Annotated in this window: 14 protein-coding genes; 10 read left to right on the forward strand and 4 right to left on the reverse strand. The window is 67.1% G+C overall.

Annotation, left to right across the window (positions count from 1 at the left end):
- Positions 1-89: 89 nt before the first annotated feature.
- Both ACMZ91_RS17735 and ACMZ91_RS17740 read left to right on the forward strand, forming a co-directional pair.
- Positions 90-410 (forward strand): NAD(P) transhydrogenase subunit alpha part 2, encoded by a 321-nt coding sequence (locus ACMZ91_RS17735; protein ID WP_005408173.1) that lies wholly within the window; start codon positions 90-92, stop codon positions 408-410.
- Entirely contained in the window at positions 407-1,867 is a 1,461-nt protein-coding gene (locus ACMZ91_RS17740) for an NAD(P)(+) transhydrogenase (Re/Si-specific) subunit beta (RefSeq protein WP_005412324.1), read from the forward strand. Before ACMZ91_RS17735 ends, ACMZ91_RS17740 begins: the two co-directional genes overlap by 4 nt.
- Positions 1,868-2,185: 318 nt before the next feature.
- Here the strand turns inward: ACMZ91_RS17740 and ACMZ91_RS17745 are convergent, their stop codons facing one another.
- On the reverse strand, positions 2,186-2,605 hold the full coding sequence (locus ACMZ91_RS17745) for a hypothetical protein (protein ID WP_049463520.1): 420 nt from the start codon (positions 2,603-2,605) through the stop codon (positions 2,186-2,188).
- A 122-nt stretch (positions 2,606-2,727) separates the two neighbouring features.
- Here ACMZ91_RS17745 and sufT point away from each other — a divergent pair, with 122 nt between their 5' ends.
- From sufT to ACMZ91_RS17775, 6 genes are all read left to right on the forward strand, one after another.
- A complete protein-coding gene (gene sufT / locus ACMZ91_RS17750; RefSeq protein ID WP_005415385.1) occupies positions 2,728-3,279 on the forward strand; it encodes a putative Fe-S cluster assembly protein SufT in 552 nt (183 codons plus the stop codon).
- Positions 3,280-3,338: 59 nt separating this feature from the next.
- Positions 3,339-4,433 carry a branched-chain amino acid aminotransferase gene (locus tag ACMZ91_RS17755; RefSeq protein WP_049463521.1) on the forward strand — a complete coding sequence of 365 codons (1,095 nt, stop codon included), beginning with the start codon at positions 3,339-3,341 and terminating at the stop codon, positions 4,431-4,433.
- Positions 4,434-4,607: 174 nt separating this feature from the next.
- Positions 4,608-5,264, forward strand: a complete 657-nt coding sequence (locus ACMZ91_RS17760; RefSeq protein WP_049463522.1) for a hypothetical protein — start codon at positions 4,608-4,610, stop codon at positions 5,262-5,264.
- The gene (locus tag ACMZ91_RS17765; protein ID WP_012510131.1) at positions 5,261-5,596 is read left to right on the forward strand and encodes a transcriptional regulator; all 336 of its coding nucleotides are present in this window, start codon (positions 5,261-5,263) and stop codon (positions 5,594-5,596) included. The genes ACMZ91_RS17760 and ACMZ91_RS17765 overlap by 4 nt, the downstream gene beginning before the upstream one ends.
- A gap of 1 nt (position 5,597) precedes the next feature.
- Positions 5,598-6,620: a M23 family metallopeptidase gene (locus ACMZ91_RS17770; RefSeq protein WP_049463523.1), complete on the forward strand. Its 1,023-nt coding sequence runs from the start codon at positions 5,598-5,600 to the stop codon at positions 6,618-6,620.
- Between the two features lie 378 nt (positions 6,621-6,998).
- Positions 6,999-8,738: a S8 family peptidase gene (locus tag ACMZ91_RS17775; protein WP_004144921.1), complete on the forward strand. Its 1,740-nt coding sequence runs from the start codon at positions 6,999-7,001 to the stop codon at positions 8,736-8,738.
- A gap of 120 nt (positions 8,739-8,858) precedes the next feature.
- Here ACMZ91_RS17775 and ACMZ91_RS17780 read toward each other — a convergent pair whose 3' ends face one another.
- The 3 genes from ACMZ91_RS17780 to wrbA form a co-directional block, all read right to left on the reverse strand.
- Positions 8,859-9,344: an asparaginase domain-containing protein gene (locus ACMZ91_RS17780; protein ID WP_049463528.1), complete on the reverse strand. Its 486-nt coding sequence runs from the start codon at positions 9,342-9,344 to the stop codon at positions 8,859-8,861.
- A gap of 79 nt (positions 9,345-9,423) precedes the next feature.
- A complete protein-coding gene (locus ACMZ91_RS17785) occupies positions 9,424-9,759 on the reverse strand; it encodes a DUF2069 domain-containing protein (protein ID WP_032130425.1) in 336 nt (111 codons plus the stop codon).
- Positions 9,756-10,349: an NAD(P)H:quinone oxidoreductase gene (wrbA, locus tag ACMZ91_RS17790; protein ID WP_049463524.1), complete on the reverse strand. Its 594-nt coding sequence runs from the start codon at positions 10,347-10,349 to the stop codon at positions 9,756-9,758. Before wrbA ends, ACMZ91_RS17785 begins: the two co-directional genes overlap by 4 nt.
- 77 nt (positions 10,350-10,426) lie before the next feature.
- Here wrbA and ACMZ91_RS17795 point away from each other — a divergent pair, with 77 nt between their 5' ends.
- Positions 10,427-11,701 carry a YihY family inner membrane protein gene (locus tag ACMZ91_RS17795; protein ID WP_032130426.1) on the forward strand — a complete coding sequence of 425 codons (1,275 nt, stop codon included), beginning with the start codon at positions 10,427-10,429 and terminating at the stop codon, positions 11,699-11,701.
- Complete coding sequence (locus ACMZ91_RS17800) at positions 11,698-12,270, forward strand: TlpA family protein disulfide reductase (RefSeq protein ID WP_049463525.1); 573 nt, start codon at positions 11,698-11,700, stop codon at positions 12,268-12,270. The genes ACMZ91_RS17795 and ACMZ91_RS17800 overlap by 4 nt, the downstream gene beginning before the upstream one ends.
- Positions 12,271-12,309 lie beyond the last annotated feature (39 nt).

Below are 12,309 nucleotides of genomic sequence, written 5' to 3' on the forward strand. Positions count from 1 at the left end.
GTGAGCGCGGCTTCGGTTGACGCCGGGCGCGCACCGGGTTCAGCCCATGGTTATGATGGGACGACGAAGACAGAGCAGGAGCGTTGCCGGTGAGTGACGGGTTCGTAGCGCTGTACATCTTCATGCTGGCAGCCATCGCCGGCCACGTGATCATTTCGCGGGTGCCGGTGATCCTGCATACCCCGCTGATGTCGGGCTCCAACTTCATCCACGGCATCGTGCTGATCGGTGCAATGGTGGTGCTGGGGCACGCGCAGACACCGCTGGAGAAAGCTCTGGGCTTCCTCGCCGTGGTGCTTGGTGCCGGCAACGCCGCCGGTGGCTACGTGGTCACCGCGCGCATGCTGGAAATGTTCAAGCCGAGCGCGCCCAAGGGCGGCAAGGACGAGCCGAAGGAGCCGCAGGCTTGAACATCAGCACCGTCGAACTGCTCGATTGGCTGGTCAAGGCCAGCTACCTCGTCGCCGCCACGCTGTTCCTGCTGGGCCTGCAGCGCATGGCCTCGCCACTGACCGCGCGCAGCGGCATCCGCTGGGCCGGGCTGGGCATGCTGCTGGCCACGGCGGCGACCTTCTTCCTTCCCGAACTGCACAACGTGCCGCTGATCCTGGTGGCGCTGCTGCTCGGCGCGGGCCTGGCCTGGTGGTCGGCCGGCAAGGTTGCCATCACCGACATGCCGCAGATGGTGGCGCTGTACAACGGCATGGGCGGTGGATCGGCGGCGGCGATCGGCGCGGTGGAGCTGCTGCGCTACGCCTTTCTTGCCAACCGCGATACCAGCCACTGGAGCGCGCAGGCGCTGGCCGACCTCGCCGCGCGCCAGCCGTCGGGCACGGTGCTGCTGCTGGCGGTGGTCGGCGCAGCGATCGGCGCGGTGTCGCTGTCCGGCTCGGTGATCGCCTGGGCCAAGCTGGATGGACGCCTGGACAAGCGCGTGACCTGGCCGGGCCAGCAGGTGATGAACCTGCTGGTGGCGCTGGCGGTGGTGGTACTGGCGATCATCGCCGCCAGCACGCTCAGCACCTGGGCGATCGTTGCCTTCTTCGTACTTGCGCTGGCGCTGGGCGTGCTGATGACGCTGCCGATCGGTGGCGCCGACATGCCGGTGGTGATCTCGCTGTACAACGCGTTCACCGGCCTGGCGGTGTCGTTCGAAGGTTACGTGCTGGGCAACGAAGCATTGATCATCGCCGGCATGATGGTCGGCGCGGCGGGCATCCTGCTGACCCGGCTGATGGCCAAGGCGATGAACCGGCCGATCCGCAACGTGCTGTTCTCCAACTTCGGCGGTGGTGCTGGTGGCGAAGCGCAGGCGATCAGCGGCTCGCAGAAGCCGATCGAAGCGGCTGACGTCGCCGCGATGATGGCCTTCGCCGAGCGCGTGGTGATCGTGCCTGGCTACGGCATGGCCGTGGCGCAGGCGCAGCACAAGATCTGGGAGCTGGCGCAGCGGCTGGGCCAGCGCGGGGTGAAGGTGAAGTTCGCGATCCACCCGGTGGCGGGGCGCATGCCGGGGCACATGAACGTGCTGCTGGCCGAGGCGGGTGTGCCCTACGACCTGATCGCGGACATGGACGACATCAACCCGGAATTTGCCAACACCGATGTGGTGCTGGTGATCGGCGCCAACGACGTGGTCAATCCGGTCGCACGAACCGATCCGGCCAGCCCGATCTACGGCATGCCTGTGCTGGACGTGGTCAATGCGCGCAACGTGGTGGTGATCAAGCGCGGCAAGGGCACGGGCTTCGCGGGCATCGAGAATGCGCTGTTCTACGCCGACAACACCCGCATGCTGTATGGCGATGGTGCGGAAGCGGCGGCCTCGCTGGTGAGCGAACTGAAGGCGCTCGACGGCGGGCATTGAGCGGCGGCTGCATCGGGTAGGTGCGGACCTTGGCCCGCACGCATTTGCCGGCCAGCGGCCGGCACTACCCCCATCCACGCATGGCGGCTGTGCCCGGTAGGTGCGGACCTTGGTCCGCACGTTTCTGCCGGCCAACGGCCGGCACTACCGAATCCCTGCGTGGTGGTTGCATCTGGTAGGTGCGGACCATGGTCCGCACGGTTCTGCCGGCCAGCGGCCGGCACTACCCCCATCCACGCATGGCGGCTGCGCCCGGTAGGTGCGGACCTTGGTCCGCACGCATTTGCCGGCCAGTGGCCGGCACTACCTGCCGGTGGGTCAGCGCGCCAGCCAGGCGCCCACGGCCAGGCCCAGGGCCAGCCACAGCCACTCCACCGCGCCATTGGCCAGGGTGATCAGGGTCCAGGCCAGGTGCGGGCCCATCCGCATCGTGGCGTCCCACAGGTCCAGCCCGATCGAGCCGCCCATCCAGGCGCTGGCGATGGTCCAGTTGGCCACGGCCGCCACCAGCAGGGTGCCCACCACGACCAGCACGATGCGCAGCCGGCCCGGGCCGAGCGTACCCATGCGCAGCATGAACACCAGTTCCAGGGCGGTCAGTACCGCCATCCAGCCGACCTGCCGGCCGGTCATCAGCGCCAGCACCATCCAGGCAAGGGGAGCAACAAGCAGACCCAGCAACAGCATGATGGGCCAGAGCCAGGTCACGGTCCTGGCACGCGCGGCATTGGAGGACATCGAAGCTCCCTGAAGATCACCCACAGGATACTGTGGTTTGCCGCAGTGCACCGGCGGCGGCAGGGCGGCTGGGCTAGAATGCCGTCTTGCGTGGCCTTGGCCACGGCCCCATATCGGTCCCCATGTATTCCCGTAGCAGCGAACCTGTCCACTTCGAACGCGATTGCGAGGCCGTGATGGTCCCGCAGGGCGACACCGTGACCCTGCCCGCCGGCAGCTATGGGTACATCACCCAGGCGCTGGGCGGCAGTTATTCGGTGTTCGTCGAGGGCAACCTGTTCCGCATCGCCGGCAAGGACGGCGACGCCATCGGCAAGGAGGCACCGGCACCGCTCGAGCTGCCGGCTGACGCCACCGATGAACAGGTGGAACAGCTGGTGTGGCAGCAGCTGCGCACCTGCTTTGATCCGGAAATTCCGGTGAACATCGTCGAACTGGGCCTGGTCTACGAGGTCGAGATCAAGCACCTGGACGAAGGCAAGCGCGAGATCGACGTGAAGATGACCCTGACCGCACCGGGCTGCGGCATGGGCGAGATCCTGGTCGACGACGTGCGCAGCAAGCTCGAAATGATTCCGACGGTGGCCGAGGCCGACGTCGACCTGGTGTTCGACCCGCCGTGGAACCAGCACATGATGTCCGAGGCGGCCCGGCTCGAGACCGGCATGCTTTGACCCACGGCCCGCAGTGGCGCGGGCCGGGCATTACCCGCAACCAGAACAGGAAATCTCCGGTGTCCCAGTCCATTCCCAGCTTCGCCGTCACCCGTTCGGACCACCCGCGCAGCGCTGAAGAGCGCGCCCAGATCCTGGAGAAGCCGGGTTTCGGCCTGCACTTCACCGACCACATGGTGGAAGTGCGCTGGGACAAGGACACCGGCTGGCACAACGCCAACGTGCGCGCCTATGGCCCGCTGCAGCTGGACCCGGCCGCGGCCGTGCTGCACTACGGCCAGGAAATCTTCGAGGGCATCAAGGCCTACCGCCATGCCGACGGTTCGATCTGGACCTTCCGCCCGGATGCCAACGGCCGTCGCCTGCAGCGTTCGGCGCAGCGCCTGGCGCTGCCGGAACTGCCGGTGGAGATCTTCGTCGAATCGCTGAAGCAGCTGATCGCCGTCGACAGCGCCTGGGTGCCGTCGGCCGATGAGTCGAGCCTGTACTTCCGTCCGTTCATGATCGGCGACGAAGCTTTCCTCGGCGTGCGCGGCGCGCACAAGGCCGGCTACTACGTGATCGCCAGCCCGGCCGGCCCGTACTTCGCCAAGGGCGTCGCCCCGGTGTCGATCTGGCTGTCGACCGAGTACGCACGTGCGGCCAAGGGTGGCACCGGTGCCGCCAAGTGCGGTGGCAACTACGCCGCCTCGCTGCTGCCGCAGCAGAAGGCACAGGCACAGGGCTGCTCGCAGGTGCTGTTCCTCGACCCGGTCGAGGGCAAGTACCTGGAAGAACTGGGTGGCATGAACGTGTTCCTGGTCTACAAGGACGGCACGCTGGTTACCCCGCAGCTGTCGGGCAGCATCCTCGAAGGCATCACCCGCGAGAGCATCCTGCAGCTGGCCCGCGACCGCGGCATGAAGGTCGAAGAGCGCAAGGTCAGCATCGACGAGTGGAAGGACGGCGTTGCCTCCGGCGAGATCACCGAAGTGTTCGCCTGCGGCACCGCGGCGGTGGTCACCCCGATCGGCCAGCTGAAGGGCGAAGGCTTCTCGGTGGGCGACATCAACGCACCGGCCGGCGAAGTGACCATGTCGCTGCGCAAGGAATTGACCGACATCCAGTACGGCCGCCTGCCGGACCGCCACAACTGGCTGGTCAAGCTGGGCTGATCGCCCGCGTTGAACCGGTAGCGCCGGGCCATGCCCGGCGGCTCTTCTTGAAAGCCCGTTCCAGTGACGGGCTTTCTGCGTTGTGGGCCCGCCCGTCGACGGCAGCAGACGGGCGATTGACGCAAATAGGTTTGCACTGCAAACTAAATTCAAGCGACCCCGATGGAGCGTGTCATGCAGCAGCCGTCCGTCATTGATCCTTCCTCGCGCCTGCAGGCGCTGACCCGTGAATATTCGCGGTACTCGCGAAGTGCCGGGGGCCTGTCGGCGATGGCAGGCGGCATTGCCTGCCTGGCCTCGTTCCTTGCCGGCGCGCTGCTGCCGACCACCCTGGCGCTGCGCATCGTGCTGATTGCCGTGCCGGTGCTGTGGATCGTCGGCAAGCAATGGCTGGCACGCCGTTACTACCAGCGGCTGGGACAGGTCGAGGAGCAGGTCACGCCGGTCGAGCGCAATTTCCAGCGCTTCTTCATTGCCTTCACCGCGCTGGTAAGCGTGCTGGTGATCGGCAGCGTGCTGACCCGGCTGGCGCCGATGGGCGAGCTGCCCTGGGACCTGCGCGCCATCGGTTACCTGGCCGTGGTAGCGCTGCTGCCCTGGGTGGTGTGGCGCTGGCTGCGTACACCGCTGGAGTTCATCGTGGGCGTGTTCCTGTTGTGCCAGGCCGCGCTGGCCTTCACCGGGCAAACGTATGGCTTCGGCCCGAGCACGGCGGTGTTCCCGCTGGCATCCATCGCACTGATCGTGGTCGGCTGGCGTGACCACCAGCGCTTCCACCGGCTGCAGGTAGAGATGCGCGCGTTCATGGCGGCGCGGACGAACGCCGAATGACCCAGCTGCCTGACTCCAGAGCGCTGCTCCAGCTCGACCGCTTGATCCACGAGCCGGCACGCCTGCTGATCCTGTCGATCCTGGCAGGTGCCGAATCCGCCGAGTTCGGTTTTGTCGAACATCTCAGCGGGTTGAGCAAGGGCAACCTGTCCAGCCATCTGAGCAAGCTGGAGGCTGCTGGACTGGTCGCCATCGACAAGTCGTTCCGCGGCAAGCGCCCGCTGACCACCCTGCAGTTGACGCCGATGGGCCGCACTGCCCTGGCCGAGTACCGCACACAGCTGGCGGCGATCGTTGCCGGCATTCCCGATCCGGATCGAAAGGACGCCTGACATGACATTGCTCCCGCGCCTGTTTGCAGTTCTGGTTGTTTCCTTCTCTGCCCTCATCGGCGCGGCTGCGGCTGCAGATCCGCGCCAACAGGGAGCTGCGCTGACCACGCAGTTCTACGAAGGGCACATCGACGCACTGTGGGAACGGATGACGCCGCAGATGCAGGCGGGGCTGCAGTCCCCGCAGAACCTGGTGGCGCTGCGCGAGCAGGTGCTGGCGGGCTGGGGCGCAGAAACCGAGCTGGTCAGTGAGAAGGTCGAGAAGGTTGATGGATTCGACACCTATCTGCGGCAGGCGCGCTTCGCCAGGAGCCCGGACCTGATCCAGGTGCTGTGGGCCATCGATGCCGACGGGCGGATTGGCGGCTTCTACATCCGCCCGCTACAGACCACGCCGCCGCAGGCCGCAGCGAGCGGGTTCCTCGACTACCAGACCCGCACACGGCTGCAACTGCCGTTCGACGATGAGTACTTCGTGTTCTGGGGCGGGCGTACCGTCGAACAGAACTACCATGCGGCCCATGCCGGCCAGCGCTTCGCGCTGGATCTGCTGGTGGTCCGCGATGGCCGGTCGCACCGTGGCGATGGCCTGCGCAACGATGATTACTACTGCTTCGGTCGCCCGATCCTCGCGCCCGCCGACGGCACGGTGGTGGAGGTGATCGAGGGTGTCGCCGACAACGTGCCGGGCCAGATGAATGCCGCCCAGCTCACCGGCAACCGCGTCATCCTCGACCACGGCAACGAGGAATACTCGGTGCTGGCGCACCTGCGCCAGGGCAGTGTGCGTGTGGCGCAGGGACAGGCTGTCCGCAGCGGCGCGCACCTCGGTGACTGTGGCAACAGCGGCAACTCCTCCGAGCCGCACCTGCACTACCAGCTGCAGGCCGGGCCCGTGTTCGGTGTCGGCGAAGCGCTCCCGGCACAGTTCTCCGGTTATGTGGCCGATGACCAGCCAGTTGCACGCGGCGAGCCGGTCAAAGGTCAGCGGATCCGGCCGGCGCGCCTCCCGCAGGCAAAGTAGTCAGCGCGTCCGACGCGATGGGCAGGCACGCCGCGGGCACGCTGCGCCGTCGTTGGTGTCAGCAGTGGACGCCGATGTCGGCAAAGTCATCGCAGGACACGTGATGACCCAGTCAGGTGCGTGCAGGGCAGGAGAAAGTTCCTTCACCTTCACAAACCCTCGACCCGAAAAGTCTCAGAACGAACATTTCATCTTGCTGAAAAGACGCTGAAAATCTTGTGGTGTCCGGTTTTGGTCATTAGCGTCATCTGCACGGCGGATCGTTAGGGGGATCCGCTGGCTCGCCGGACTTCGAACCTCGCCAACGCAAGCCAGCCCAGGGTTCGGGCCGGTGCTTCTGCCGATTCCGGCATTCACACCACAAGAAAGGGAAATACGATGTCCCAGGTAACGCAACCGCGTGTGCGTCGAGTGTGGGTGGTCCTTGGTGCGTCCGTTCTGTCATCGCTGCTGCTGGCCACGCCTGCGCTGGCCGGTGATGTCCAGCTCAGCGGCCTGCAGTCCGCACAGACCCACCAGCGTTTCATCGTGAAGTACCGCGACGGCAGCGCGCCGGTGGCCAACACCACCGCACTGGCCTCTTCGCTGAAGAGTGCCGCCGCCGGCCTGGCCAGCAGCCAGGGCCGCGCGCTGGGCCTGCAGCAGGTCCGCAAGCTGGCCGTCGGCCCGACCCTGGTCAAGACCGATCGTCCGCTCGACCAGGCCGAATCCGAGCAGCTGATGCGCAAGCTGGCCGCCGACCCGAACGTGGAATACGTTGAAGTCGACCAGATCATGCGTGCCACCCTGACCCCGAACGACACCCGCTTCAGCGAGCAATGGGGCTTCGGCACCTCCAATGCCGGCATCAACATCCGGCCGGCCTGGGACAAGGCCACCGGCACCGGTGTGGTCGTGGCGGTGATCGACACCGGCATCACCAACCACGCCGACCTCAATGCCAACATCCTGCCGGGCTACGACTTCATCAGTGATGCGGCGATGGCGCGCGACGGCAACGGCCGCGACAACAACCCGAACGATGAGGGCGACTGGTACGGCGACAACGAGTGCCAGGCGGGCTACCCGGGTTCGAACTCCAGCTGGCACGGTACCCACGTGGCCGGCACGGTAGCGGCGGTGACCAACAACAGCACCGGCGTGGCAGGTACTGCGTTCAACGCCAAGGTCGTGCCGGTGCGCGTGCTCGGCAAGTGCGGCGGTTACACCTCCGACATTGCCGACGCGATCGTGTGGGCGTCCGGCGGCAGCGTCAGCGGCGTGCCGGCCAATGCCAATCCGGCCGAGGTCATCAACCTCTCGCTGGGCGGCGGCGGCAGCTGCTCGACCACCTACCAGAACGCGATCAATGGCGCTGTCGGGCGTGGCACCACCGTGGTGGTCGCCGCCGGCAACAGCAACACCAACGTGTCCTCGTCGGTGCCGGCCAACTGCCCGAACGTGATCGCAGTGGCGGCCACCACCTCGGCCGGTGCACGTGCCAGCTTCTCCAACTATGGCAACGGCATCGATATCTCGGCACCGGGCCAGGGCATCCTGTCCACCCTCAACAGCGGCACCACCACCCCGGGCAGCGCCAGCTACGCTTCGTACAACGGCACCTCGATGGCAGCACCGCACGTGGCCGGCGTGGTCGCGCTGATGCAGTCCGTAGCCCCGAGCCCGCTGAGCCCGGCGCAGGTGGAGAGCATCATCAAGAGCACCGCACGTCCGCTGCCGGGCGCCTGCTCGGGCGGCTGCGGCGCAGGCATCATCGACGCCGACGCGGCCGTGGCTGCGGCGATCAACGGTGGCGGCCCGAACCCGGGTGGCAACGTGCTGCAGAACAACGTTCCGGTGACCGGCCTGGGCGCTGCCAGCGGCGCTTCGCTGAGTTACACCGTGAACGTTCCGGCCGGCAGCACCCAGCTGCGCGTGGCGATCAGTGGCGGCAGCGGTGATGCCGACCTGTACGTGCGCCAGGGCAGTGCCCCGACCGATACCGCCTACACCTGCCGCCCGTACCTGAGCGGCAACAGCGAGACCTGCACCATCAACAGTCCGGCTGCCGGCACGTGGTATGTGCGGGTGAAGGCCTACAGCACCTTCTCGGGCCTGACTCTCAACGCCCAGTACTGAGCCCAAGCCCCTCTCCATGGGCACGCCCCGGCTCCGGCCGGGGCGTTTTTGCATGGGGACGCGCGGTGATGCGAGCCGCCGCGTCGTGGTAGGTGCCGACCTTGGTCGGCACGCTGTTCCTCAGACCGATTCGAAGCGGTTCGCGGCGACGTTCTTGCGCACGTGCTGCGGGTCGAAAATCCGCCCGTTCATCGCGATGTACACGCCGCTCGGCAGCGACTGCACCGCACCGATCGCGCAGCCGATGTTGAACTCCGCATCCGAGCCGCGGAAACGCGCCGGGCTCAGCGCGCCGGTCATCACGATGGTCTTGTCCGCGATCGTCGCCAGCACCTTGCCGGTCTGCACCATCGAATCGGTGCCGTGGGTCACCAGCACGTGGCGGGTCGGCTGTGCGGCGATGGTGGCGCGGATCAGTTCGCGGTCCTCATCGTTGATGTGCAGCGAATCCTTGCGCAGGATCGGAATCACGTTGAAGCGGAACGTCACGCCCAGCTCGCGCAGGATCATGCCGATCTGGGGGTCGCCGATCTGGTAGTCCGACTTGTCGTCGAAGTAGATCTTGTCGATCGTGCCACCGGTGGTGACGACCAGGAGCTCTTCCATCATGTGCATGCGCGAAACCAGGACAGGTACAGCGGCGCGGGGCCAGGAACACAGATGATACGGCCCGGCGGCCGCAGCGTCAGCGTCGCTTGCCGAAGCGGGCGCGCAGCCCGGGGAGGCTGGCGCTGAAGATCACCAGCAGGGCCAGCGCGATCTCGATCAGCGCCAGCCAGCGTGTTTCCGGGTGGCTCCAGGCACTCATCACCCCGTGGCTGAACCAGCCCAGGGCCAGCACCGAGGCCCAGAAACCGGCCTTGCGCCAGCCCAGTCGCAGGGCAACGGCCAACGCCAGCGGCGGCGCGGTGAACACCAGCTGGGTGGCCAGCCAGTGTTTGTCATTGATGAACCAGCCGGCGAACAGCGCGGCCAGCCCCATCAGGGCCAGCAGCAGGACCGTGCGCGGCGCCGCGCTCATCGGGCCAACCGCTGTGCGATGTCGGCCACCCGGCGGCCCAGCGCGCGCGCCAGCACGGCTTCATCGTCGGTCGGCTGCGGGTCGTCGGCTGCACCGGCCACATGGCTGGCGCCATACGGCGTGCCGCCACTGGTGGTGTGGCTCAGCGCCGGCTCGGTGAACGGGATGCCGACGATCACGCAGCCATGGTGCAGCAGCGGCACCTGCATCGACAGCAGGGTCGATTCCTGGCCGCCATGCATCGAGGCGGTGGAGGTGAACACGGCGGCCGGCTTGCCGGAGAGGGTGCCGTTGACCCATTCGGCGCCCAGCCCGTCCAGGAAGTGCTTGACCGGCGCCGCCATGTTGCCGAAGCGGGTCGGGCTGCCGAGCAGCAGACCCTGGCATTCGACCAGGTCCTGCACGCTCACGTAGGGGGCACCATCGTCGGGGACCGGCGGCTGTGCGGTCTGGGTCACGGCGGCCACCGGCGGCACTGTGCGCAGGCGCGCGGTCATGCCCGGCACTTCGCCGATGCCCCGCGCGATCTGGCGCGCCAGCCGTGCCACTGAACCGCCCCGGCTGTAGTACAGCACCAGAATCTCGCCCATCGTGCCCGCTTCTCCTCGTCGTGTGGCCACCAGTATGGCTATCCTGCGAGCATTCCGCATCGGGTACCCTTTCGCCGATGGAACCTTTGGATACGCTCAACCTGTGGATGGAGCGCGCGCGGGATCGCGCACGGGCCATCAGTTTCGGCCGCTTCCTGTGGCATCGCTTCCTCGACGACCGCCTGTTCCAGGCGGCGGCGGCGCTCGCGTACACCACGGTGTTCGCGCTGGTGCCGCTGGCCATCGTGGTGTTCGGCGTGCTCTCGGCCTTCCCTGTCTTCGACCGCTGGAGCGACCAGCTCAGCGATTACGTCTTCTCCAACTTCGTGCCCAACGCCGCGCGTGCGGCCGAAGGCTACCTGCGGCAGTTCTCGGCCAGTGCCGGGCAGCTCACGGCTGCCGGCTTCATCGCACTGGTGGTCTCGTTGCTGATCACCCTCAACAGCGTTGAAGAGACCTTCAACCAGATCTGGCGGGTCGGCTCGACCCGGCCCAAGCTGACCCGCTTCCTGGTCTACTGGACCGTGCTGACCCTGGGCGCAATGCTCGCTGCCGCTTCGCTGGCGGTGTCGGCGCGGGTGTTCGCGATGCCACTGTTCGGCACCCAGGAGGGCCGCTGGCTGGCCGAGTTCGCGCTGCGGCTGGCGCCGATCCTGATCGAGTTCGTCTGCATCACGCTGATGTTCCGGGTGGTGCCGCACCACACCGTGAAATGGCGGCACGCGGTGCCCGGCGCGATTCTCGCGGCGGTCATCCTGGAACTGGTGAAATGGGGCATCGGCGCCTACCTGGGCAGCTTCCAGTCCTACCAGAAGCTCTACGGCACGGTCGCCTTCGTGCCGATCCTGCTGCTGTGGATCTACCTATGCTGGGTGGCGGTGCTGCTGGGCGCGTCGCTGTCCTCGTCGATGGCCGCCTTCCGCTACCAGCCGGTGGAACTGCGCCTGCCGCAGGGCTACGAGTTCTATGGCCTGCTGCGCCTGCTCGGCCGCTTCCACCATGCCCGAGCCAAGGGCAAGGGCCTGGCCGATGATGAAATCCTGCGGCTGGAGCCGATGCTGACCGATTCGCTGCTGCAGGACCTGGCCTGTAACCTGCAGGAGATCGGCCTGCTGCGCCGCGATGAACGTGGCGAATGGCTGCTCTCGCGCGACCTGGACCAGGTCAGCTTGGCCGATCTGTACGAATGTACCCAGTTGCGCATTCCGGTAGCCGAGCAGCATCTGCCATACCGCGACGACACACTGGGCCGTGCTGCGCTGGCGGCACTGGACGATCTGCGGCTGCCCCTGCGCGAACGCCTCAAGCGCAAGGTCAGCGATATCTACACCGATTCCGGAGACATGCCATGACCCGCAAGACCCCGTTGCTGCTGCTTCCGCTGGCCCTGCTGCTGGCGCTGTCGGCCTGCAAGCCGGCGCAGGAGCCGACCCCCGCCAGCAGCCAGCCGCCGGCACAGGCTCCGACGCCGACCACACCGGCACCGGTCGAAGAGACCCCGGCCGAGCGCACCACTGCCGAGTTCCCCACGCTGAGGATGAAGGCGGTGGATGGCAGCGACTACGACCTGGCGGCGCACCGCGGCAAGTGGGTGATCGTGAATTTCTGGGCGACCTGGTGTGCCCCGTGCCGCAAGGAGATGCCGGAGCTGTCGGCGCTGCATGCGATGCGCAGCAACATCGAGGTGGTTGGCCTGGCCTATGAGGATATTGAGGTGCCGGAGATGCAGTCGTTCCTGACCAAGCATCCGGTGACCTATCCGATCGTGATCGTGGACCCGTTCGATCCGCCGGCGGACTTCGCCACGCCGCGAGGCCTGCCGTTGACGCATCTGCTGGATCCGCAGGGCAAGCTGGCGCACACCTTCCTCGGCCCGGTGACGGCCGCCGACATCGAAAAGCAGATCGCTGCTGCCAAGTAATGGGGTTGGGCGGCAGGGCCTGCGGCCCGGCCCCCGCCG

Source organism: Stenotrophomonas sp. FR024 (genome assembly GCF_047500745.2).
In the GTDB taxonomy this organism is placed as follows: domain Bacteria; phylum Pseudomonadota; class Gammaproteobacteria; order Xanthomonadales; family Xanthomonadaceae; genus Stenotrophomonas; species Stenotrophomonas maltophilia_A.

Bases quoted from the DNA above. Each gene is read 5' to 3' on its own strand.
- ACMZ91_RS17745 (WP_049463520.1), bottom strand. From the start codon at position 2,605: ATGTCCTCCAATGCCGCGCGTGCCAGGACCGTGACCTGGCTCTGGCCC.
- sufT (WP_005415385.1), top strand. From the start codon at position 2,728: ATGTATTCCCGTAGCAGCGAACCTGTCCACTTCGAACGCGATTGCGAG.
- ACMZ91_RS17760 (WP_049463522.1), top strand. From the start codon at position 4,608: ATGCAGCAGCCGTCCGTCATTGATCCTTCCTCGCGCCTGCAGGCGCTG.
- ACMZ91_RS17765 (WP_012510131.1), top strand. From the start codon at position 5,261: ATGACCCAGCTGCCTGACTCCAGAGCGCTGCTCCAGCTCGACCGCTTG.
- ACMZ91_RS17770 (WP_049463523.1), top strand. From the start codon at position 5,598: ATGACATTGCTCCCGCGCCTGTTTGCAGTTCTGGTTGTTTCCTTCTCT.
- ACMZ91_RS17775 (WP_004144921.1), top strand. From the start codon at position 6,999: ATGTCCCAGGTAACGCAACCGCGTGTGCGTCGAGTGTGGGTGGTCCTT.
- ACMZ91_RS17780 (WP_049463528.1), bottom strand. From the start codon at position 9,344: ATGGAAGAGCTCCTGGTCGTCACCACCGGTGGCACGATCGACAAGATC.
- ACMZ91_RS17785 (WP_032130425.1), bottom strand. From the start codon at position 9,759: ATGAGCGCGGCGCCGCGCACGGTCCTGCTGCTGGCCCTGATGGGGCTG.
- wrbA (WP_049463524.1), bottom strand. From the start codon at position 10,349: ATGGGCGAGATTCTGGTGCTGTACTACAGCCGGGGCGGTTCAGTGGCA.
- ACMZ91_RS17795 (WP_032130426.1), top strand. From the start codon at position 10,427: ATGGAACCTTTGGATACGCTCAACCTGTGGATGGAGCGCGCGCGGGAT.
- ACMZ91_RS17800 (WP_049463525.1), top strand. From the start codon at position 11,698: ATGACCCGCAAGACCCCGTTGCTGCTGCTTCCGCTGGCCCTGCTGCTG.